The sequence below is a fragment of the Algoriphagus halophilus genome, from assembly GCF_041729275.1.
Taxonomy (GTDB): Bacteria; Bacteroidota; Bacteroidia; order Cytophagales; family Cyclobacteriaceae; genus Algoriphagus; species Algoriphagus halophilus_A.
This window is the reverse complement of record NZ_CP146486.1, coordinates 4,811,097-4,834,635: the sequence shown is the minus strand read 5'-3', so window position 1 is coordinate 4,834,635 and position 23,539 is coordinate 4,811,097. Positions and strand designations below refer to the sequence as shown.

The window sequence follows — 23,539 nt, the reverse complement described above, 5'->3', positions numbered from 1 at the left end:
TGGGATTTTTATATTGCTACCATGGCTTTGATAACTCCTGTTTTGGGGTCCAGCCATGATTTAAAATTGGACTTCACGCCCTCAAAGTTGACTCGATGGGTGATGTAATTTTTTACATTGATTTTTCCACTTGCCAAAGCTTCCAACACCTGCTCAAAATCAGCTTTGGTAGCATTTCGGCTGCTCATGAGTGTGGATTCTCTTTTATGAAAATCTGGATGAGAAAATGCTATTTCTCCTTTTTGCAAACCTACCAATACATAGGTGCCTCCATGAGCCATGTATTGAAAACCCTGATGAATTGCTGTAGAATTACCTGTCGCATCAATCACTACATCACAGAAATCCCCATTGGTCAATCCTTCAATTTCCTTTTTGTTTGCTCACTGGCTTTCAGGGTATGAGCGATGTTCAACATGTTTTTACAGAAATCAAGTCGTTGTTCATTGATGTCTAAAGCAATGACTTCTCCTCCCGCGATTTTCGCAAATTCCATCACCCCTAAACCGATGGGGCCGGCTCCTATGACCAGAACCCGGTCTCCGGGTTTCACTCCTGCTCTTCTTACGCCATGGGCACCAATGGCAAAAGGCTCTGCCATCGCCAGCTGATCCAACTGAAGTCCTTCCCTTTTGATCAAAGTGGAAATGGGCACAGACACATATTCTCTCATCCCCCCATCTTCATGAACTCCAAAAACACTGATTTTTTGACAACAATTGGTTTTTCCCTTTCTGCAGGCCACACAAGTTCCACAACTGAAATAAGGCATAATCGTCACCAGATCTCCTATCTGAAATTCGCTATTAGACTCAATTTCACAGACTTCACCAGCTAATTCATGGCCCAGTGTCCTTGGATAAGAAAAATAAGGTTGCGTTCCTTCAAAAGCGTGTAGATCTGTTCCGCAGATTCCAATACGCTTGATTTTGATAATCGCCTTCCCTTGGGAAAGAATTGGCTTTTGGGCATCCTTATATTCAAATTCCCCTGGAGTTTTACAGGATAATTCTTTCATCATCTTTTTATTAAATGGAGATTTTCGAATCTCTTTTTATCAATTGTTTTTCCTTTAGTTCCTTCCAAAAACCCGATTCAATAGGAGTTTGGCAATAGGCTGCATTCTTTTGAATCCGTTTCGTAGAAGTCGAGTTCAGGGCCAATGCAGATACTCCTGGAAAACGTAAGCCAAACTGTATACAAGCGTGTGCAGGATCAATGCCCCACGATGTGCAGAGCTCAAAAAACTAGACCTCCACTGATGTTGTTTCTGAAATGCTGGATTATCTGAACCGGCAAACTCGTAATCAAAATAGTCTCCTCCTACCAAAAACCCAGAGTGAAATACTGCTGAATTGATAATTCCTACCCCATCATATTTCATTTGCTCCATAAAATGCAATAATTCAGATGGATGACTATAGATCGTCATGCTATTGGCGATCATCACCCAGTCCAACTTGACTTGCTCATGGATTTTCCGGATCACTTGCCAGCTTTTAGATCCTATCCCAATGGCCTTCACTTTCCCAGCTTTCTTCAAATCAGCCAAGGCTCGATAAGCCTCTAAAATATCCTGAAACCGTATTTTATAATCAGCATCAGATCCTGCTTGAGCCAAATATTCATCCGGATCATGCACGGAAACCAATTGAGATTTAAATCCCCCCAAAAGTGTATTCCCCTCCTCAAAACAATTCAGAATACCATGATAACTGATATCCTGTACTGCGTCATATTCCAAATTCTTCCAAACATCTTTTTCAAAGGTTGGCTCAGCTCCTTTCAAAGGAGTCCTCCTCCACCCCAATTTATTGCTGATGATCACTTGATCTTTGGGTACATTTAGCTCATTCAATGCCTTACCCAATGACTCCAAGGCCAACCCTGCACCATATTTTCCAGCAGAGTCAAAGACCGTAAGACCTGGGAAACAATCCAGGGCAGTTTTCACCAATTCCAGTTTATCCGAAAAGGAACTGGACTGGTAAAGATTTCCCAGTGAACTGGTGCCAATTACCATCGATGGGACCTCAATTCCTGTTTTCCCTAATTGCATCCTAATTCAAAGAAGGTTTTCTTGTAAAGACTTATACGCATGAAATCCATTGAAATTCAATTTTCAATACAATATCAGAAATCCATTTAAGAGTTTTGTGGTCAAACGTTTGCCCAACCCTTCATGCTCATGATGCATGAGTTGGATTGACTCTTTTTGCTATTTTAGAAAGATTTTAAGTCTGAAATGAAAAAGAAAAGAGTAAGTATTACCGACATAGCCAAAGCTTTGAATGTGACCCCGTCTACGGTATCAAGAGCATTGAATGGAGGAGGAAAGGTAAGCGAAAAGAAAAAGCAGCAAATTCAGGCTTTAGCGAAAGAACTGGGATACAGACCGAATCCTATTGCGAGAAGTCTAGTCGAAAACAAAACCCAAACCATAGGCTTGATTATCCCTGAATTCACGCATCATTTTTATAGTAGGGTTTTGGCGGGAATAGAAAGTGTCACCTCAAAAGTGGGATATCAATTATTGATCTGCACTTCTAACGAGAAAAAGAGGCAGGAAATCAAATCCTTTCAAACCTTATTGGATGCCCGGGTGGATGGGATTTTGGCCACGATTTGTAAGAAAAACGATGAATTTGGTCATTTACAGGAAGTGTTGGAGAGTGGAACACCGCTTGTTTTGATGGATAGAATCTGTGAAGAAATTGAGACTTCCTATGTAATTTCAGATGATTTTGAAGGAGCGTTTCAAGCGGTGGACTTTCTACTACAAACCGGTTGTACCCAAATCATCCATATCAAAGGCCCAAAAGTACTTTCTACTTCTTTTAATCGATTCATGGGCTACAAAGAGGCTTTAAGGAAGCACCAGATACCCTATAATAAGGAGTTGATTTTCGAAGGAAATGATCCTGAATTGCCTGATAAGATCAGAGCATATATAAAAGCGAATCCCGTGGATGGGATTTTCGCTTACAGTGATTATTTGGCTTTTGAAGCTGTCAATGTTCTAAGGAATGAGGGAATTTCCATCCCCGACCAGGTTGCTATTGTAGGTTATGCCGATGAGCCTATTTCTACTTATGTGACTCCCCAATTGACCAGCGTCAACCAACGACCTTTTGATATGGGATCTATTGCGGCTGGTTTTTTATTGAATCAAATTCAGGCCCCCAATTCTCCGCTTGAATTCAAAAGCCTCAAAACTGAATTAGTAACCCGATCCTCTACTAAAAAAACCACAAGCTAGGTCTTGGGAATAAAGGACAAGGATCAAAAAATATTGGAAATCAGAACAGAAGCCCCCTCAAAATGTTGACCCTAAGCACCTTTTTTCGGGAACATTTTTCCCCAACATTACATGAATATCCTATATAAACCCTTCTTTTTAGGACTTCTAAGGCCATTTTTGCTTTGGCATTTGGATTGGACTTAGTTTAAAAAATTAGTAGAAACTAAACCACCAACACCATGAGTTCTTTATTATATCTGATAGCGGTAATCCTATTAATCGGCTGGATATTAGGCGTATTTATTTATAGCGTTTCCGGACTGATCCACATTTTATTAGTCTTGGCTGTAATAGCCATCCTATTTAGGTTAATAGGTGGTCGCTAATTGGATTTAGGTAATCGATTAAAAGAAAAAGGCAGAGAATCTCTGCCTTTTTCTTTCGTTCATAAAACCCAACATTGTTACCTCTAAAAATTAAATCTTGCAGATAGTAAATAGATCTGTGTTTCTCTTTTGGAATAAAACTCCTGTGAAAAAGCATTGGTAAGCGTATTCCCCGCAAATCTTCTCGTATCAAAAATATCCCGGGCACTAAACGTCAAGCTTCCCTTACCATCCAAGAATGATTTTTGTAAACTTCCGTCAAAGTAGTATTGTGCCAAATCTCTTCCTTGTGCTTCAATCTCAGGAGATTCATAATTACCGACCAACTGAAAGTTTATCCCTAACGGAAGCTTAAAGTCTTGAGTCAATTTAACATTCCAGGAAAATCCTGAATTGGTAAATTCCTCTCCGATATTAGAGCCATCTACGGCAATTTGAAAAAGTGTCAAACCTCCATTTACAGCATACCAATTTGTAATCTCATTCGTGGTGATCAATTCTACACCATAGGATTGTGAAGAAAGTAAATTGTCAGGCTGGGAGTATGATATTCCATCTTCAATGATGGTGATGAAATCTATTTGGCCATTCACTTTACGATAAAACAGATTAGTGGTAAAGCTGGATTTTTCGAAATTAGCCAAATGCCCTAATTCGAAAGAATTAATCATTTCAGGATCTAATTCAGGATTACCTCTTCTTACATTTAAACTATCCGTGATATCCGGAAAAGGATTCAATCTCCATGCTCTTGGCCTATCAATTCTTCTACTGTAGGTGACTTTTAAGGCATGCTGGTCATTCAAGTTATAAAGGGCCTGTACACTTGGAAACAGGTTAAAATAAGACTGTTTGTTGGTCTCATTAGTATTCTCCAGGTAGGTATCCACTTTGGTCAATTCCCCTCTTAAACCAACTGCATATTCAAACTTGGGATTGGTTTTGGAATAAACCATGTAACCCGCATGAATTTGATCTTTGTAGATAAAGCGGTTACTAATTGCAGGATCTAAAACAAAATCCTGGCTTGCCTCCTGAAATCTCAGGTATTGATAATCGTTATCAAATTTACGCAGGGTAGACTTCAATCCAGTCTCAAATTTCCCGGATTCAAATGGCCTAATATAATCTGCCTGAAACACAGAAATATTTCTAACCTCATCCGTAAATGCCCGCTCCTGCCCAGTTAAATTCCCAGGATCAGGAATCAAACTATTATTGAAGATCTCAATGTTTTGTGTTTTGTATTGATTTCGATACGAATGGCTAGCTGAGGCGCGTAACAAATGTCCCTTTTCTTTAAATGAGTGTTCAAAAATCAAGGCATTATCTAACCCATCATCCGTTTCATTTTCAGAATTTCGTCGGACATAGTCAAACTCCTTGCCTCCTCTCACTTGCTCCGCAAACAACGTATTGGTCTGCCAGTTCTCACTGGCTTGAAACACCCCTTCGTAACTCAAGACATTGTTACCAAAGTAATAGTCGGCTCCATAGTTCAGGTTATGCCCGATATCATGGTCCGTATTATTTGTATTCTGGATTAGAGACTCATCATCTTCAAAAAGAAAACGAGTGGATTCTCGCGTTCCTATACTTTTCCAATTGCGGTAATTATATCCAGCATAGGTATTCCATTTCAGGCTTCTATGGCTAATTCTGGCTCCCAGGTTTGTCCTATTTCTAGTTCCGTACGTAGCTTCTAAACCTCCATGTGTTCCCAGCTCAATTCCTTTTTTCAATACAATATCAATTACACCTGCCTCAGCTTCAGCATCATATCGAGCATTTGGGTTATTGATTATTTTGATTTCTTCAACTGCACTGGCAGGTAATTGATCTAAGTTTTGAGTAAGAGAGGAATTCCTGCCATTGATCAGGATATTGGTACCTGAACTTCCACGTAAAGAAATGGCCCCATCTTCACTTACAGAAATAGAAGGCGTATTCCTTAGCACATCCAATAAGGTACCTCCAGTATTGGCCAGGTTGTTATCAGGAGTGATGGTAAGCCCCTCCATGGTGGTCCGAACCGGCATTTTTGAAGTTTCTACTACTACTTCCTCCAAATTTTGGTTTTCACTTTTCAATTCAAGTGTACCTAAATCTTCAGTGCCTGAGACTTTTACATTCGGGATATTCAAATCAGAATACCCTAAGAAGAACGCTTTTAACGCATATTCTCCGGGATTTACTTGAAGTGAAAACCTTCCACTTTCATCTGTATCTCCAAAGGATTCAGGTGATGTGGAATCTTGTGAATCAAAAGAGCTACCTGAACAAAAGGCAAAGGCTTTTTGGATTCAGAATCTACCAATACCCCTGTCACCCTTGAATCTTGTCCAAAGGAACCGTGTGCTATACATGCAAAGCACAGGATAAAAAACAGGAAAAAATAGGAGTTTACTCTCATCATTAAATCAGTTGGTTTTTAAGTTTGATAGAAATTTACCAACTGATTCTGAATCAAATTTGAAGTTAATTAGCGAAAGCTGATTTTTGCACTGTGCACATTCCCTTCAGATGAAAAATGGAAATTCAAACCATAAGACTTACAAATTTGGGAGACGATTGCCAAACCCAAACCAATAGAATCTGATTTGTCACTCTCCTTTTCAAAGCGTTGCAAAAGAACTTCAGGGTCTTTCTTTAAAGGAGAACCAGAATTTTCTACCCACAAATAATCTGAATTGAGTTGAATTTTAATCCAGCCTTTTGCTTGATTGTGCTTGACAGCATTGCTAATTAGATTTTGAATCATTACATCAGCGGTAAATGGATGTATCACTACAGTAACTTCCGGATCAATTGATTGTTCAAGTTCCAATCCATTTCCCTCAATCAGTTCTTCAGTTAGTTCTATGTTTTTTAGCAAAACCTCCGAAAAATTGATTGCCTGAGGAGACTCAAATTCATTATTTTCCAATTTGGCCAGTAGGCTCAAGGATTTAACTATTCGTTGAATCCGTTCATTGTTTTGGTAGGCGGAATGAATCAATTCCGATTGTTTTTCAGTCATTCCCTCATTCATTAAATGTTCGAGTTTTCCTCGGATTACAGTAGTTGGAGTTTGAATTTCGTGGGAAATATTTTCTGAATATTCCTTAATCTGTCTATAGTCCTTCAACAACTTATTGGACATGCGCATCAAGAATTCATTTAGCTGATCAAATTCCTTAATGTTACTTTTCTCAAATACAAAGGGCTCGTTCGTTGCAAAATTGAAGTTTTGGATTTTCCTCAAGGACTTTTGAAAAGGGAGTAAAATCCGGTTGGAAATCCCCTTAAAAAGAATACAATAAATGCTAGCTGCAATAGAAACACTACTCCCATAGTAAATACCACGGTTTCCGTTATATCATCTGTTTCTACCACAATGTTGAAATAGGAAATCCTATAATGCTCTCCTCCGATTTTATAGGATTTACTAGCCTTCAGCTGCTTTACTTTTCTATCACTGGATTCGTGATAGGCTAAGGTATCCCTCAAATACAGTTCTTCAACAGGTCTCTCAATTGGAATCATATCAATCTTCAATTGGTCCGTGATCAGACTTTGAAAGGAGTTTCCTCTTCTAATCTGATCCGCTACTGAATCCACCTGTCGGTCCAATTCTCTCCCTGTCTCAAAATCAATCTCTGACTCAATTTTGAGGTAAATAAAGAATCCACTGATTAACAAGCCTGCCAAGGTCAAGATCAGATATAAAAAAGTAATAATGTTAATGAGCCTATATTGCATTTTCGTCAAATTTATACCCAATACCATAGACGGTTTTGAGGTAATCCTTCCCCTGCTTCTGTGATTTTTTTCCTTATGTTTTTGATGTGTTGGTAGACAAAATCGAAATTTGCCAAATTATCCGTGTAATCTCCCCATAAATGTTGGGCGATGGCCTGTTTTCCTAAAACCCGATTTTTGTTGGTGATCAAAAAGATCAACAGATCAAATTCCTTCTTGGTCAAGTCAAGTAATTTCTTGTTAACATAGGCTTCTGAAGTGCCATGATGAATTGAAATTTCATTGATTTCCAAAACATCGATCCCGTCCAGTTTTGCCCTTCTATAAATAGCCTTTAGGCGAGCTAACAATTCAGACAAGTGAAACGGTTTCGCCAAATAGTCGTCTGCCCCTAGATCCAACCCAAGGATTTTGTCATCTAAAGACCTTTTGCCGAAATGATCAAAACATTGGGAGTTTGCTTTGTTGATTTGATCAGTTTGAGTACTTGAAGTCCATCTCCATCGGGAAGCATGAGGTCCAGCAAAACACAATCATAACTATAAGAAAGCAATTTATCTTCTGCCTCAAATAAGGTACTTGCAGTTTCACAAAGAATCCCTTCTTGCTCTAAATACCTTACCACATTTTCGGTAAGTTCTGCATTGTCCTCCACCAATAAAATTTTCATAATTCAAATTCTTGAAACACTCTGAAGTAATTCTGAAGTTACACTTTAAATAAATGAAATACGGACCTGTCCAAACTACTCATATCCAACCACTTACTCTAAATGCACTTTTTTACGCTAAAATTATCCGCCATTTTTTTCGATTTATTTGATCTAGAAAATTGAAAAAAGGAATAATTCACTACATTTGCATCCGGTTCTGGGGGAAGAGTTTAAAAATTCTTTTTCGAATGGAATCGGGGTGTAGCGTAGCCCGGTATCGCGCCTCGTTTGGGACGAGGAGGTCGTAGGTTCGAATCCTGCCACCCCGACTTAAGAAGCCAACATAGAAATGTGTTGGCTTTTTTTGTGCCCTACACTGAACCGTTCATTTTTTTAAAATTTGGTCGCTTAACCTATTTCATCTAACTTAAAAAGAGAAACTTAACAGTATCCTTTACTCTATTTTCCTAATGAAAAAATCTATCCAAACTTTTCTCCTTTTGACTTTATTTTTCCATGAGGCTTGTTCACAAAGCACCTCTTCCAATCCCTCCACTCCAACTGGAAATTTAGCCGTAGTAGAGGCCTTTCCGGGTCTTTCTTTCACTAGACCCGTGGATTTTCAAAATGCAGGAGACAATACCAATCGTGTGTTCGTAGTAGAGCAACGAGGAGTAATTTCTGTCTTGCAAAACGAATCAACTGCCACTTCCAAATCATCCTTTCTCGACATTGAAGCTCAGGTGGATGATTCTGGAAACGAGGAAGGCCTATTGGGCTTGGCATTCCACCCTAATTATTCCAGTAATGGCTACTTTTATGTGAATTATACTGCATCCAACCCTAATAGAACAGTAATTTCCCGATTCTCTGTTTCTTCTGCAAACCCTAATCAAGCAGACCCAAGTAGCGAATTGGTGCTTTTGGAATTTGAACAACCCTATTCCAATCATAATGGAGGTCAAATCTCTTTTGGACCTGATGGCTTTTTGTATATAGCTGTAGGTGATGGAGGAAGTGGTGGTGATCCAAAAGGAAACGGACAAAATAGAAACACCTTACTTGGGACTATTTTAAGGATCGATGTAGATCAAACGGATGGAGCTGAGAACTATGCAATTCCAGCTGACAATCCTTTTATCAATAACAATCAGGGGTTCCGAGAAGAAATCTATGCCTATGGGCTACGAAACCCTTGGCGATTTAGCTTTGACTCGGAAAATGGCCAGCTTTGGGTGGGAGATGTAGGTCAAAATAGATACGAAGAAATTGACCTCATCAAAAAAGGAGGTAATTATGGATGGAATACCATGGAAGGGTTTCATTGCTTTAACTCCTCTAATTGCAATCAAGCGGGATTGGAATTGCCTGTTTGGGAATATGACCGCTCCAAAGGTGACATTTCAGTAACGGGTGGTTATGTTTATAGAGGCCCAAGCATCCAAGAATTAAAGGGCTTATATATCTATGCGGATTATGTCTCAGGCAGAATCTGGAGTTTGGATATCAGCAATCCATCCAGTCCCGTCAATACAGAACTTTTTGATACGGATTTTGCTATTTCTTCTTTTGGAGTGGACCAAAACCAAGAATTGTACATCTGTGGATTTGATGATAAGATTTACAAATTTAGCCACTAATGGAATAAACTTTCCCCCAAACAACCAGTAATACCTTCTGTTTTTTGATTTGGTTAAGATTTTTGGTATGATCAATTGATGGTTGAAAGATCAAAGGCTTTCATCATTGTTAATCACCAGGGGGTCCAATCCATGCCTTTTCAGAAGGTATCACCTGGATCAAATCGAAATCTTCATTAATAAATTTCCATGTCGAGATCAACAAGTATTTACGCCCACATTATTTTTTTGCTTTTACTATTTTGCCTCCAAAGGCCCAATCTTTTAGCACAAACTGAGTCTTTTACCTCAGACACGCTAATGGTTGGTGTAGCAGGTAGCCAGCCTTTCGTTTTTCCAATCAACTCCGATTCAGAAGGAATTGCGATCGAGATTTGGGAGGAATTAGCTGCCAAAAAAAATTGGGTTTTTACTTATCAATACTTTGATCAAGTGGAACATGCACTTTCCCAACTCAGTCAAAATAAGGTGGATGTGGTAGTGGGTCCTATCAGCATTACCTCAACTAGACTGGAAAATATGCGATTCTCCCAGCCATTTTACAATTCCAGTTTATCAATTGTATCCAGAAATGATGAGCTCTCTTTTTGGGGGAAAATCAATCCTTTTTTAGCCTTAAATTACTAATTGCTGTAGGAATATTTTTGTTCATTTTAGCCATTGTAGGAACTCTACTTTGGATTGCTGAAAGAAAAAACTCCCCCGATCAATTTCCCACAGACCCAGTAAATGGAATTGGAAACGGGATGTGGCTAGCTATCGTAACCATGAGCACGGTTGGATATGGTGACAAGGCTCCAGTCACTCTCTGGGGCAGAATAATTACCGGGACCTGGATTTTAACTTCTTTAATTTTTGCAACTTCCATGGTCGCAGGAATTGCCAGCACATTGACAATTAATTCCATGGGAACATCCACCATTCTTCGAATAGAAGAACTTTCTCAAAAAAAGGCAGGCACACTGTTGAATTCCCCTGCCGTCAACTTTTTAAAAGAAAATAAAGCCAAAGTCGTGGAGTCAAGTTCCCTTCAGGAGGCCATGGATAAATTACTTGCGAAGGAGGTAGATGCGGTTGTTTATGATAGACCTCAACTGCTTTATTACACGAAACAAAATCACCCTGAAAACCTGTACATTGCTAAGGCAGAATATTTCAAACAAGGTTATGGATTTGCATTCCCTGTTGAGTCCGACTTGATTTATGAGGTCAATAGAGCCCTTCTCGAACTTTCCGAAGATCAAGAAATCGAAAAAATCATCAATGGGTATTTAGATAAAGACGAGTAGCTGAACACAATTGAAATTTGCTTACGAAAGGATTAAATAATCGTATTAAATAATAAGCTTTTTTCAATTCTACATACTTTTCAAGGGCTTTCAATCAAGAATTAAGCCCATTTAAAACGATTCTTCTCAATTAATAAGGGATTTTTGCTTTCTTCGGGTTTAAAATAAACCCAAGCAATCGAGAACTTTATAGATTTAGAAGTATACAAATAAAAAATGAAAGAAATTGTAGAAGCAATTAATGCTGTAGTATGGAGTGATGCCTTAATTTTATTATGTCTTGGGGCAGGGATCTATTTTTCATTTGTGACCAAATTCCTTCAAGTCACTTATTTCAAGGAAATGATACAACTCCTTTTCAAAGGTGAATCCTCTGAAAAAGGAGTTTCTTCTTTTCAGGCCTTTGCCATCGCGATATCAGGAAGAGTAGGAACTGGTAATATTGCAGGTGTGGCGACTGCCATCGCCATGGGTGGACCTGGCGCGATTTTCTGGATGTGGGTGATTGCTTTTCTTGGTGCGGCTTCCGCATTTGTGGAATCTACTCTTGGACAGATTTATAAAGAAGTTGATAATGGGGAATATAGAGGTGGTCCTGCTTATTATATTGAAAAGGGATTAGGGTTAAAATGGTATGCCATGGTGTTTGCATTTGCAACCATCCTTGCTACTGCCCTATTTATGCCTGGGGTTCAAAGTAATAGTATTGCCTTAAGTGTAGAAAATGCTTTTGATATCCCTGTTTTATATACCGGAATCATTATCACTGCTTTCTTGGCATTAATTATCCTTGGAGGAGTGAAAAGAATCAGTAAAGTGGCAGAAGTGGTTATTCCATTTATGGCTGCTGCCTATATTTTAATGGCAGTAGTCATCATCTTGATGAATATAGCTGAAGTACCTTCCATCTTTGCCCTGATCATCAAATCCGCTTTGAACTTGGAAGCTGCCTTTTCTGGGGTTTTCGGGATGGCCATTGCATGGGGAGTAAAAAGAGGAATTTATTCCAATGAGGCAGGTCAAGGTACAGCACCGCATGCAGCAGCAGCTGCAGAGGTTTCGCATCCAGTGAAGCAAGGCTTGGTTCAATCATTTTCAGTTTATGTAGATACCATCTTCGTTTGTACTGCCACTGCTTTGATGATCTTGTTTACAGGCCAATACAATGTATTAAATCCTGAAGGTGGTTTCATTGTAGAAAACCTTCCTGGGGTTTCCTTTGGACCAGAATACACTCAGTTTGCAGTAGGAACTCACTTCCCCGCTTTAGGTAAAGGTTTCGTGGCTGTTTCCTTGCTATTCTTTGCCTTTACCACCATCATGGCATATTACTATATCGCTGAAACCAACCTGAGCTATTTAATCAGAAAGTCCAATAACAAATGGGCTATTTGGGTCCTTCGAGTAGCAATTCTTATCGCTACTTTTTATGGCTCTATCAAAACAGCTGCTCTAGCATGGACCATGGGTGATATCGGAGTTGGAATGATGGCTTGGCTTAACGTTATCGCAATACTTCTACTGAGAAAACCAGCAATGAAAGCATTTAAAGACTACAAAAAGCAGAAAAAAGAAGGGAAAGATCCAGTTTTTATTGCCAAGGATGCAGGTATAGATAATGCTGATTTCTGGAAATAGTATTTACACAGAGGTCAATGTAGAAAACACAAAAAATGAAAACCTTATTTTAAGGTGGTATATACTCAAGAGCCGACAAGTTAATTGTCGGCTTTTTTATTTGAGAAGGGAAGTCCAAAATCTAAAAAGCAATTGAGTAACTCTATTTCATTTCATTTATCCTTACCTAAAGGTTAGACTTACATAGAAAACACTGTCCCCATTGGCGGCAGTTTAACAAGGCCCACATGATGCACAACAAACCTAAAGGATTATAATTTTATCTTTAATACGAATGCTCACATAGTCTGGATGGGACCATTGAAACCATATTGAATCAAGAAATAGCTTTGGAAAACTATTAAAATCTCTTTTGCTATATTCAATAAACCCGTTCACAGAAATGAAAATTGAAAGATGAAGCAGTATGCAATTTTTGCTCTCCTTTTAATCAGTTTCAACTTGTCAGCACAAGTTGATAGTACTTGGAATCAAAAACCTCAGATCAACATTTTGGGTTTTGCTGATGTGTTTTATGTTTATGATTTTAATCGGCCACCAAGCACCGAAAGACAGCCATTTTTATTCAATCACAATCGACACAACGAGTTTAACTTGAATTTAGGATTGGTAAAATTTGGCGTAGAACACGTGAAATATCGCGCCAATTTCGCATTTCAAACTGGAACCTATGCGAATGATAATTATGCGGCAGAACCGGGGGTTTTAAAAAATATTTTTGAAGCAACTATTGGGATTTCCCTTAACAGGAAAAATAATTTATGGTTGGATGCGGGAGTGCTACCTTCCCATATTGGATTTGAAAGCGCAATTTCAACAGATAATATGACCTTAACCCGTTCCCTTTTGGCTGAAAATTCACCCTATTTTTTAACTGGGACAAAACTAACTTTCAACCCCAATCATAATTGGGAAATAGCAGCTCTCATGGTAAATGGTTGGCAGCGTATACAGCGATTGGAAGGAAATTCATTACCCAGTTTTGGATCCCAAATCACCTATAGCCCTTCAGAAAAAACATCCTTGAACTGGAGTACTTTTATCGGTACAGATGATCCCGATAGCACCAGAAGAATGCGGTATTTTAATGACTTCTATGGGCTTTTCCAATTGACAGAAAAGGTTCACCTGATTACTGCTTTTGATTTTGGTTTCCAGCAACATGAAAATGGAAGTTCTGATTATAATTTCTGGTTTAGTCCAATCATCATTAGCCAATATGTAATCAACAAGACCTGGAAAACGGCTATACGAGCAGAATACTACCAAGACAAATCAGGAGTCATCATTCCAACCAATACGTTCAATGGTTTCCTTACTACAGGAATTTCATTAAACATAGACTACTCTCCTGTTAAAAACGTGGTCGGTAGACTAGAAGGACGTTGGTTGCATAGTAAAGACAGTGTCTTTGAAACTAATACCAGTTTCTCCAATAATAACTTTATCATCGGGACCTCCATAGCAATTAAGTTTTCAGATACTATTAATAATTAACATTAGCTGTACCTGTTCCTTCCTCTCTGATATAAAAAAACCTCTCGATAAGCTACTTGTTACCGAGAGGTTTGATTCATTTTAAGCTGTACTAATTAATGATGTAAATGCGCATTTGGATCATAATTCGCTTCTAGCTCGGCTAAAGTCTTCTTGCCATAGGCAATTTTGGTAATCACCACATACAATACCGGTACGAAGAAAATAGCAAGGAAAGTCGCTGCCATCATTCCTCCAATTACCGTCCAACCAATAGTCTGTCTAGCCACGGCTCCCGCTCCATTTGAAATTGCCAGTGGAACTACCCCGAGGATAAATGCAAGAGAGGTCATAATGATAGGACGTAACCTCAATCTAACTGCATCCAAAGTAGCCTTGATCAATGGCATGCCAACATCTACCCTTTCTTTGGCAAATTCCACAATCAGGATGGCATTTTTTGCTGCCAGACCGATCAACGTGATCAGACCAATTTGGGCATAAACGTTATTATCTAGCTTTGGCAGGAAATGTAACGCAATGATGGCTCCAAACGCTCCCAATGGTAATGCCAAGAGTACTGAAAATGGTACGGACCAGCTTTCATATAAGGCAGCCAACAAAAGCGAAACCAACACGATGGCCAAGGCGAAAATCAAAATGGTCCTATTCCCTGAGGAAAGTTCTTCCCGGCTTAAACCAGAGAAATCATAGCCATAACCGGCTGGAAGCACTTCTGCTGCCACTTCCTCTAAAGCTGCTAAAGCCTGACCACTACTGTATCCTGGAGCTGCATTTCCATTGACTTCCGCAGAGCGGAACAAGTTATAATGAGAAATCACAGGTGCATTTTCTACGACCTCATAATTGATCAATGCACTCAAAGGAACGGATTCACCTCCCGTGCTTTTCACATAGTATTGTTCCAGGTTATTGATTCCTGCTCTATAAGCTGTATCGGCCTGTGCCACTACCCGGAAGTTCCTTCCGTATCTGGTAAAATCATTTACATAGGAACTACCCATGTAATTAGACATGGTAGTGAAAATTTCAGTCAATGGAACACCGAGCTTCTTCGCCTTCTCACGGTCTACAGTCACGTGGTATCCAGGCGTTTTGGCAGTAAAGAAACTATAAGCCATCGCAATCTCAGGTCGCTGATTGGCTGCTGCCAAGAACTTACCCAATGCAGCCTCAAATTCCTTGATATCTCCTGTACTGGACCGTTGTTCCAACATGAAGCTGAATCCCCCCGTTCTTCCTAAGCCAGGAATAGCCGGCGGTGGTACCACTACGATATTCCCTTCTGTGATCGCGGCAAATTTTTGATTCAAAGTCGCCAACATGCCCCCCAGCTGAAGAGAAGGCTCTGTTCGCTGATCCCATGGATCCATCTGAACAAAGAAAGTAGCTGCATTTGGTTTGAAAGAGAAGTTAATCACATTCAATCCACCAATACCAGTCACATGGTTAATCCCTTCTGTTTCAGCAAAAATATTGTTCATTTTCTGCATGACCTCCTGAGTACGGTTACTTGCAGCACCCTCTGGCAATTGCAGGGTCACATACAATCTACCCTCATCTTCAGTAGGTAAGAAACCTGTTGGTTTGGTCTGGAATAAGCCGAACGTTCCAACAAAAATACATACCAGTAGAATCAGCATAAGTGGTGCTTTTTGATCGCTCCTTTTACTCCAGAAGTATAAGATTGGGTGGTTCGATCAAACCATTGGTTAAACTTGTAGAAGAACTTATTCAACCCTTTCCCTTTTTCATTTACCTCGGAAGGCTTCAACAACAGCGTACATAAGGCGGGGGTCAAACTCAAGGCAACAAAGGCAGAAATCAACACCGAAATAGCAATGGTGATGGCAAATTGCTGATACATTCTACCTACAATTCCAGGAATAAATCCTACCGGAATAAACACTGCGGCCAAAATCAAGGCAATGGCAATTACAGGAGCAGTAATATCCTTCATTGCCAATCGAGTGGCCTCCTTGGCAGAAATCTTTTTGGAATCTATGTAATGCTGAACTGCTTCCACTACCACAATGGCATCATCCACCACTATACCAATTGCCAATACGAAGCCGAATAGTGTTAATGTATTGATCGTAAACCCAAGCAGAGGGAAAAATATAAAGGTACCAATGATGGATACTGGAATGGCCAGCACAGGAACTAAAGTAGCTCTCCAGCTCTGAAGGAATAAGAACACCACAATGACCACCAAAAGAAGAGCCTCTCCAAAGGTATGAAGCACCTCATCAATGGAAACTTCCACCACAGATACCGATTCAAATGGAACTGTGTATTTCATATCCGTAGGGAACGATTTCTGGAGTTCTTCCAACGCAGCATATACGCCTTCGGCAGTCTCAAGCGCGTTACTTCCTGGAGCCTGATAAATCAATAGAATGGCAGATTCTTCTCCATCCAAGGTGGAATACCTACCATAATCAAATTGACCTAGTTCAATTCTTGCCACGTCCTTTAAATACACCAAGGTTCCATCTTGAGGATTCGTTCTCAAGACGATGTCCTCAAATTCCTCCGCTCTTTCCAATCTACCATTGACAGTAATCGGATATTCAAAAGCTTGGGAATCAAATTGAGGCATACTTCCTACCGTACCAGCTGCCACTTGCAAGTTTTGTTCTTGGATCGCGGTAGTTACTTCTCTGGCAGAAATCCCATACTGAGCCAATTTATCCGGCTGAAGCCAAACACGCATACTAAAATCCTGTCCGATCGCGGTGATATCCCCCACTCCATTGACACGGAGCAAAGCATCTTTGATGAAAATATTGGCGTAATTGGATAAGAATTTACCATCATGAGTTCCATTCGGCGAAGTAATACTCAACACCATCATAATGGATGGATTTCTTTTTCGAACCACCACCCCGAGCCTACGAACTGCTTCAGGTAAAGCCGGTTCTGCGATAGAAACCCGGTTTTGCACATCCAAAGTGGCAATATCAATATCTGTCCCTACTTCAAACGTAACGTCCATTTGCATTTGGCCCGTACTGGTATTGTTGGAAGAGATATAAGCCATTCCAGGGGTACCATTCACTTGGGTTTCTATAGGGGTAGCTACGGTTTGCTCCACGGTCTTTGCATCTGCCCCTGTATAATTAGCCGATACCGAAACCACTGGTGGGGTGATATTGGGGTATTGGGTAACAGGAAGATTTAGGATGGCTAAGACCCCGACCATCACGAGGACAATGGAGATGACCATTGCGGTGACAGGCCGTTTTATAAATACGTCTGATATCATTAGTTAATTAATCAAGTCGTGTGAAAAGAATTTATTGTACTTGGGCCGATTGCTCTGCGATTTGCGCCCCTTCACGAAGATTTTGGATACCAGTTACGACAATTTTCGAACCTTCCTGCAATCCACCTCTAACGACGATTTCATTGCCAACCTGAGTCCCCAATTGAACCACTTGCTGTTTCACAGTATTATCAGTTTGAACTACGTACACAAAATACTCACCCATTTGCTCCGTCACGGATCTATACGGAATGGTAATCTGGTCGCCAATATCCTCATTGAGCACCCTTAAACTCACAGTCATTCCAGCGATCAAATCCTGATTGGGATTGGGGAAATTTACCCGAAGGTTGATGGTACCTGATTGACGGCCTACTGCACGATCCATGGTAGTCAACGTCCCTTGGAAAGGATAAATACTCCCATCACTCAATTCGATAGTCATGAGTGAATCTGGAGTATCAGTTGATTTCAACAGCCTGTTAAAACGCGGAATTTCTTTTTCATTGATCACAAAATTCAGGGCCATAGGATCAGTAGAAGAAAGCGTATTCAAAAGCGGTTGACCCGGAGAAACCTGAGCTCCTAAACGCACTTGGGAAATACCTACCCTACCATCAAATGGAGCTTTCAATACAGAATAGGAATAATCAGTTTTAGCAGATTCCAATTGGGCATTGGCAAAAGCCATTTGAGATTTGGCATCCAAAACGGCCGTCTGCGCATGATCCAATTGTTGCTTGGCAATCGCATCTTGTTCATCCAATCTTTTATACCGCTCCAGGTCTTTCTCCAGTTTATCAAGATTGGCTTTTGCGCTGGCAAGATTGGCTTCTGCTTGTTGAAGTGCTGCAGCAAACTTACTTCTGTCAATCTCATAGAGATTCTGCCCTTTCTTTACTTCTTGACCATCTTTGATGTAAATATTGGTGATGTAGCCACTGATTTGAGGTCGGATTTCCACTTCATTCAAAGGGACAAGGGTAGCTGGGTATATATCCATCCCAATTACAGGTTTTCTTTCCACTTGAACCGTTGTCACCGAAACTGCAGCAGCTGGAGGTGGACCTGCCTGCTGATTTGTACCACAGGAAAAAACTGCGAATAGCAGTGCTAAATAGGCAACGTTGCTAAAATTAGATTTCATTATATGTAGAATTATAGATTCGTTTTTTATATTATTCGATTAATCCCAGGGCTTTTTCTAGGTCGAGTTTGCTCTCCAAAACCTGGAAAATGGCATTTAAATGGTTGATCTGAGCAGTTCTTAAATCAGTTTCTGCCACTACCAAATCCACATAGGCCTTAATCCCCTCGTCATACTGCAATTTGATAATGTCATATACCTCCTCAGCCATTTTCATATTTTCACGGATATTTTCCCATGCATAAACATCGCTTTGGTAGGTAGTTAAGGCTACCTCGTACTCTGTCTTGATTTGATTACCTAGATTTTGCAAATCAATGGCACCTCGATCGACCTGAAGATCTGCTACTCGTACTCGATGATTTCTTTTTCCTCCTTGGAAGATTGGCAAGGATAAGGTCAAGCCTACTGTAGAGGTGGGATAAGCCTGATTATACAGATTGGAAAAATCCTGATTGAAATACAGCCAATTGTAATTATAGCTAGCAGACAATTGAGGCAAGTAATTCCACTTTTCATAGCTAAACTGGATTTCATTTAATGTCTGCTGAGTTTGCATCAATTGATACTCTACCCTGTTTTCCAAAACCAAAGGTTCAGAAGCGTCCATATAAATTTCGGAGAGCATCTCCTCTCGGTCAAAACTCACTGTAAACTCAAATTCCTCAGGACATCCCATCAACTGTTTTAGGTAGGCATACCTTGCATCAAAAGATGTTTGAACCCTATTTCTGACACTCATCTCATTGGATAAGGAAATACTGGCCCTTTGGTAATCGGTTTTGTCTACCAAACCTGATTCATACCTGTTTTTGGCATCCTTCAATTGCTTTTCCAACCTCCCAATGTTTTCATTCAATACATTGAGTTGCTCTTCCGCCAAAAGAATATCATAATACGCCTTACTTACTTCCACAATGGTTGAAATGCGAGTATTTTTAATGGCTTTGTCCAGCTGATCCCGATAGTATTTAGACGATTTGGAAGCAAACAATTGATCCCTATTAAATAGGGTTTGGTTCACTTGAAACATCAGATTGGAATTCCAAGGCTGGCCAAAAGTGATCAATTGGTCTCCGATCACAGAGGTCTGAAGTTTAATGTTATAATTTCCCGCTCCAGAAAGAGTTACCTGAGGATACCAATCTGCCAAACTTGCCTTGATTTCATGATCCCCAATCTCTTGATCAATTTGGGATTGCTTGATCATGGGACTATTCACCAAGGAATATTCTAAAATTTCCTCCAAGGTTAATTCTCCTTGAGGAATTGGTGGGTTCTCCTGTGCATAGCCAGATGTCGAAAAGAGTGAAACTCCGATACCGACAAGCAGAACATACTTTTTAAACATAGAATTGAAAATTGAATAAAATTGACTTCCTAAAAACTTTGGGTTTATCAGCTTTTTATACCCTCCCAAATGAGCTTGGAAATTTCCTCCAAGTCCACCTTGTTTCGGGCCAGTTTTGCTTTGAAGTTATTTTTGATCTTCACTACTGAATTGATATTCGAATTGACTAAAATGGCTAAGATCGTTGGGTTCATGTTTTTGATGGCATCCTGATCTATTCCAGACTGAAAAAATCCATAAGACCACTCATGCCATACATTGGGAAATTGCTGTGAACTCTCTGAATTAAAAGGAGAATTTAAAAATTGATCATAAAATCCGTGTTGCGCGGGATTCTGCTCAAAAAATCTCGTGTAGTTTTTCCAATAATTGAAGAACCTGCTTTTAAAATCCAAAGTCTCGTCATCTTTTTCCGAAACGTAGGTTTTGATGTTTTCGGAGACATATTCATAAATCCCCAAAATCAATTCTTCCTTACTTTCAAAATAGGTATAAATTGATCCAGCTGCCACACCGGCATTCTTCGCTACTTTACTAATAGGGCTACCATGAAAGCCTTGCTCATTGATCAATTCAAGAGCACTTTCAAGGATGCATTTTCTTTTGTTGAGTAAATTTTCCATAACTGAATGAACGTTCAATCACAGTTAAAGAAAATAAGTTCCAGAATCCCGAATTTTTTTTTATAGGATTGCAATAAAATAGTTCTCCCTAGTTCAGATTAATAATAAACCTATCAGCTATAAATCCTTCAACACCTCCAACAATGGTTTCCCAGAGGAACCAGAGGGGATTTTGATTTTCAAATAATTTGATAAAGTTAATGCAAGATCTACAGTTTCTACTTCTCGAAATATGATTTGATGCTTTAAACCATTTCCTGCAAAAATAAGAGGAACCTGAGTATCATATTTCCAGGGTGAACCATGAGTCGATGCAACAACCAATCCATCAAAATCATTGATATACCAATAGGGTTCCAACACAATGTAAATTTCCCCTGACCGCTTCGGGTTATAATTTCTCAAAACTGATCTATTCAGTTTTGTGTCAGCTACTTTTCCTTCTAATAAATCAATGGAAGGAATTGCAAAAGCTATACCTTCTTGATTTTGGAGCTCTCTCGCCAATGTTCTTGACACCTCATTTATATCCAATCCATACCTGTCAATAACTTCGTCGTTTAAATAGATGTAAGGATGATAAAAACCAGATATTACCTTTTCGTCTATATTAAATTTATTTTTTATAACCTGATGAATAGCCAAGGTATCTACTGAATTAATATCAAAATATCCCCCATCAACTCCATATGCTTTCATTCTACCGGGAGCATCAGGCCCACCATGATCTGCGGATAAAACAATAAGTACATTTTCAAGTCCAACTTGATCATTTACAAATTCTATAAGACTGGATAAGGTCCTATCCAATCTTATTAAATTATCTTCACTTTCAAGACTTGAAGGTCCAAATACATGCCCCACATAATCGGTGGAAGAAAAACTTACTGATAGATAATCCGTCACCTCATCTTGCCCCAATTTCTCTGCCTCAATTAATTCCTTGGCAAAATCCAAGGTCAATTCATCTCCAGCCGGACTAATGGTTAAAAATGTTGTAAAATACTTATTATTTAAATCTCCATACTGATGAGGGAATACAGTCCCATATCCAGGCAAATTTGTTTCATAGGGCATATCATCCTCTTCACCATATTTATAAGTGGATATAGGGTTTGTTAACTCCCAACTTTTCCCTTCAAATTCTTTAAAAAGGGCTTTTTCATTCCAATTGTTCACCCATTCAGGATAATTATCATAATAATAGGAACTGCTTACAAACTGTCCTTTCGCTTTACTGAACCAAAATGCTTTTCCAGCATGTCCTGCCATGGGTATCGCTCCTCGATCCTTAACTGAAACGCCAAAACTTTTGATTTTCCATTCGAACTCATGGAGAGCTCATCTGAAAAAGTTGTGGAACTTATTGCCAAAGGTGATCTTCCATCCGAAGAAGCAGCTGCCTGAGTAGGATCAATTTCTGTATTTTTATCCACTCCGCCCCCATCTCCAATCAAAGGGTATTTATAATCTTCCACATTATAAACAGTTCTTTTCTCTTCTTTATCGAACCATAAATTACCAATCATTCCATGATCTGAAGGGTCTGCTCCTGTCGCAAGTGTAGAGTGGCCTACCACAGTTTCTGTGTTAGCATGCCGATGGAAAGCATTTTCATAGACAATACCATGACTATAAAGATATTTAAATCCTCCCTCTGGCAATCTATCTAAAACGGTCTTAGGTAAATCTGCCCTCAATTGGTCTACAGTAATTTGTAAAATAAGTTTGGGTTTTGAGAATTCCTGTGCAAAAGAGCTTTTTAAACCCATTATAAAAGCCAGGATAATGATGGTATTCAGATATATATTCTTTTTTCTTTCCATGGCTCCTTTCTCTCATTTTTTAATCAGACTAATTCTTGCCTTTTGATTTAGTTATGTTCCGTTTGATCAACTTCCAAAAATTTTCGCTTTCTTCAGAAATGGTAATCTCATCTCCCAATAAAAATCCATAGGCTTTTAGATTCTCATTTTTTTCCAAGGTGATTTTCAAAACACCAACCAGCGGGATAAATAATATCATTCCGGATATTCCCCATACCCAACCTCCAATTAAAATTGCCAAAACCACCGCCAATGCATTGACTTTTACTTCAGACCCTACTACCAATGGAGTGATTAGGTTATTTTCAATCAATTGAATCCCCCATAACACAAAGAAGGTAATCAAGGGATAAGCCAATGAATCGGTGGTCAGAAAAACATACAAAATGGCAAATAAGGAACTGATAAATACCCCCACATAAGGGATTAAGTTCATCAAGGCTATAAATACAGCAAACAACAAAAAGTACTTAACCCCAATCAAATAGAAAAACACCCCTGACAACAGTGCGACAATTGCGGTTACTTTCAGCATTCCTGCCAAATAAAACTGAATTACTCTACCAGAATCCTTTGCCCAATTGATGATTTTTTCATTGGAGTCTTTGGATCTTCTTATCAAAAACTCCACAAAAAAGTCTTTGTAATACATCAATAAAAAAATATAAAGCGGGATAATTCCTATCAACACAATGGATTTTCCGGTTGCAAAAATGGTCTTATTCAGATTACCAAAATCAAATAGCCCCACCTTATCCAGCAAATCATTGGAATTTAACTCCACCCCAAAAAGTACTTGCAAATCAGCCAGATAGGTTTCTACCCGTGTATTAAAGACATTTCCAATTTCAGGAATATCGCTAATCAGTCCAATGACTTGGTTGAGTAACAAATAAAAAACACTCAAGGCCAATAAACTGACCACTAAAATACTACATAAAATCGCCAAGCCCCTTGGAATTCGTTTTTTCTCTATCCAATTGGACATAGGATTTAAGGCAAAAGCAAAAAACACTCCCCAAACTAAAGGCACGATTATAAATGAGCCTTCCTTAAGAAGGATGAAACCCAAGATCAATACGATCAGAAGGTTTGCAATATTTTGAAGATTTTCGTTTTTCATTTTGATAGATGAAAGATAAACAAAATCAACTCCCAAGAAAATGACTATTGTCATGATCAAGCCTCTTTTAATTTTAGAATTATCCCTATTTTGGAGGCCGAAATCACCCTAAAACCT

21 protein-coding genes, 1 tRNA gene and 2 pseudogenes are annotated in these 23,539 nt (G+C 39.3%); 8 read left to right on the top strand and 16 right to left on the bottom strand.

All coding sequences use genetic code 11. The annotated features are described in order from the left end of the window. Positions 1-8 precede the first annotated feature (8 nt). From V8V91_RS26035 to V8V91_RS26025, 3 genes and pseudogenes are all read right to left on the bottom strand, one after another. Positions 9-359, bottom strand: a complete 351-nt coding sequence (locus V8V91_RS26035; RefSeq protein ID WP_373397934.1) for a zinc-binding dehydrogenase — start codon at positions 357-359, stop codon at positions 9-11. Next, the gene (locus tag V8V91_RS26030) at positions 356-1,021 is read right to left on the bottom strand and encodes an alcohol dehydrogenase catalytic domain-containing protein (protein ID WP_373397933.1); all 666 of its coding nucleotides are present in this window, start codon (positions 1,019-1,021) and stop codon (positions 356-358) included. Before V8V91_RS26030 ends, V8V91_RS26035 begins: the two co-directional genes overlap by 4 nt. 7 nt (positions 1,022-1,028) lie before the next feature. Further along, positions 1,029-2,023, bottom strand: a pseudogene (locus V8V91_RS26025) (aldo/keto reductase). Between the two features lie 222 nt (positions 2,024-2,245). On the opposite strand from V8V91_RS26025, the gene V8V91_RS26020 reads away from it, so the two are divergent. Both V8V91_RS26020 and V8V91_RS26015 read left to right on the top strand, forming a co-directional pair. Continuing rightward, positions 2,246-3,259 carry a LacI family DNA-binding transcriptional regulator gene (locus V8V91_RS26020; RefSeq protein ID WP_373397932.1) on the top strand — a complete coding sequence of 338 codons (1,014 nt, stop codon included), beginning with the start codon at positions 2,246-2,248 and terminating at the stop codon, positions 3,257-3,259. 221 nt (positions 3,260-3,480) lie between these two features. Continuing rightward, positions 3,481-3,627 (top strand): lmo0937 family membrane protein, encoded by a 147-nt coding sequence (locus V8V91_RS26015; protein ID WP_143185839.1) that lies wholly within the window; start codon positions 3,481-3,483, stop codon positions 3,625-3,627. A gap of 83 nt (positions 3,628-3,710) precedes the next feature. On the opposite strand, the gene V8V91_RS26010 is transcribed toward V8V91_RS26015, so the two are convergent. The 6 genes from V8V91_RS26010 to V8V91_RS25985 form a co-directional block, all read right to left on the bottom strand. After that, positions 3,711-5,771: a TonB-dependent receptor domain-containing protein gene (locus V8V91_RS26010; protein ID WP_373397931.1), complete on the bottom strand. Its 2,061-nt coding sequence runs from the start codon at positions 5,769-5,771 to the stop codon at positions 3,711-3,713. Between the two features lie 47 nt (positions 5,772-5,818). Further along, positions 5,819-6,043: a hypothetical protein gene (locus tag V8V91_RS26005; RefSeq protein ID WP_373397930.1), complete on the bottom strand. Its 225-nt coding sequence runs from the start codon at positions 6,041-6,043 to the stop codon at positions 5,819-5,821. A gap of 66 nt (positions 6,044-6,109) precedes the next feature. After that, positions 6,110-6,871, bottom strand: coding sequence for a sensor histidine kinase (locus V8V91_RS26000; RefSeq protein WP_373397929.1), 762 nt, complete (start codon positions 6,869-6,871; stop codon positions 6,110-6,112). After that, on the bottom strand, positions 6,868-7,368 hold the full coding sequence (locus V8V91_RS25995; protein WP_373397928.1) for a hypothetical protein: 501 nt from the start codon (positions 7,366-7,368) through the stop codon (positions 6,868-6,870). The genes V8V91_RS26000 and V8V91_RS25995 overlap by 4 nt, the downstream gene beginning before the upstream one ends. Positions 7,369-7,379: 11 nt before the next feature. Continuing rightward, positions 7,380-7,769, bottom strand: a complete 390-nt coding sequence (locus V8V91_RS25990; protein ID WP_373397927.1) for a response regulator transcription factor — start codon at positions 7,767-7,769, stop codon at positions 7,380-7,382. A 17-nt stretch (positions 7,770-7,786) separates the two neighbouring features. Beyond that, positions 7,787-8,038 (bottom strand): response regulator transcription factor, encoded by a 252-nt coding sequence (locus V8V91_RS25985; RefSeq protein ID WP_373397926.1) that lies wholly within the window; start codon positions 8,036-8,038, stop codon positions 7,787-7,789. A gap of 237 nt (positions 8,039-8,275) precedes the next feature. Here V8V91_RS25985 and V8V91_RS25980 point away from each other — a divergent pair. The 6 genes from V8V91_RS25980 to V8V91_RS25955 all read left to right on the top strand — a co-directional run bounded on the left by V8V91_RS25980 (position 8,276) and on the right by V8V91_RS25955 (position 14,084). Continuing rightward, positions 8,276-8,349: transfer RNA gene (locus tag V8V91_RS25980), tRNA-Pro, on the top strand. 141 nt (positions 8,350-8,490) lie between these two features. Beyond that, complete coding sequence (locus V8V91_RS25975) at positions 8,491-9,660, top strand: sorbosone dehydrogenase family protein (protein ID WP_373397925.1); 1,170 nt, start codon at positions 8,491-8,493, stop codon at positions 9,658-9,660. Positions 9,661-9,960: 300 nt separating this feature from the next. After that, positions 9,961-10,287: a transporter substrate-binding domain-containing protein gene (locus V8V91_RS25970; RefSeq protein WP_373397924.1), complete on the top strand. Its 327-nt coding sequence runs from the start codon at positions 9,961-9,963 to the stop codon at positions 10,285-10,287. A gap of 17 nt (positions 10,288-10,304) precedes the next feature. Beyond that, positions 10,305-10,949: an ion channel gene (locus tag V8V91_RS25965; protein WP_373397923.1), complete on the top strand. Its 645-nt coding sequence runs from the start codon at positions 10,305-10,307 to the stop codon at positions 10,947-10,949. A gap of 216 nt (positions 10,950-11,165) precedes the next feature. Further along, positions 11,166-12,587 (top strand): sodium:alanine symporter family protein, encoded by a 1,422-nt coding sequence (locus tag V8V91_RS25960; protein WP_074223629.1) that lies wholly within the window; start codon positions 11,166-11,168, stop codon positions 12,585-12,587. 396 nt (positions 12,588-12,983) lie between these two features. Further along, positions 12,984-14,084: a porin gene (locus V8V91_RS25955; protein WP_373397922.1), complete on the top strand. Its 1,101-nt coding sequence runs from the start codon at positions 12,984-12,986 to the stop codon at positions 14,082-14,084. Between the two features lie 95 nt (positions 14,085-14,179). On the opposite strand, the pseudogene V8V91_RS25950 reads toward V8V91_RS25955, so the two are convergent. From V8V91_RS25950 to V8V91_RS25920, 7 genes and pseudogenes are all read right to left on the bottom strand, one after another. Continuing rightward, positions 14,180-17,352: pseudogene (locus V8V91_RS25950) on the bottom strand (efflux RND transporter permease subunit). A gap of 31 nt (positions 17,353-17,383) precedes the next feature. Continuing rightward, positions 17,384-18,499, bottom strand: coding sequence for an efflux RND transporter periplasmic adaptor subunit (locus tag V8V91_RS25945; protein WP_373397921.1), 1,116 nt, complete (start codon positions 18,497-18,499; stop codon positions 17,384-17,386). A 31-nt stretch (positions 18,500-18,530) separates the two neighbouring features. Then, positions 18,531-19,850 (bottom strand): TolC family protein, encoded by a 1,320-nt coding sequence (locus V8V91_RS25940; RefSeq protein WP_373397920.1) that lies wholly within the window; start codon positions 19,848-19,850, stop codon positions 18,531-18,533. Positions 19,851-19,897: 47 nt separating this feature from the next. After that, positions 19,898-20,473, bottom strand: coding sequence for a TetR/AcrR family transcriptional regulator (locus tag V8V91_RS25935; RefSeq protein ID WP_373397919.1), 576 nt, complete (start codon positions 20,471-20,473; stop codon positions 19,898-19,900). Positions 20,474-20,590: 117 nt separating this feature from the next. Continuing rightward, a complete protein-coding gene (locus V8V91_RS25930) occupies positions 20,591-21,745 on the bottom strand; it encodes an alkaline phosphatase family protein (RefSeq protein ID WP_373397918.1) in 1,155 nt (384 codons plus the stop codon). Continuing rightward, positions 21,688-22,299, bottom strand: a complete 612-nt coding sequence (locus tag V8V91_RS25925) for an alkaline phosphatase family protein (protein WP_373397917.1) — start codon at positions 22,297-22,299, stop codon at positions 21,688-21,690. Before V8V91_RS25925 ends, V8V91_RS25930 begins: the two co-directional genes overlap by 58 nt. Before the next feature lie 28 nt (positions 22,300-22,327). Further along, the gene (locus V8V91_RS25920) at positions 22,328-23,476 is read right to left on the bottom strand and encodes an AI-2E family transporter (RefSeq protein ID WP_373397916.1); all 1,149 of its coding nucleotides are present in this window, start codon (positions 23,474-23,476) and stop codon (positions 22,328-22,330) included. Between the last annotated feature and the right edge of the window lie 63 nt (positions 23,477-23,539).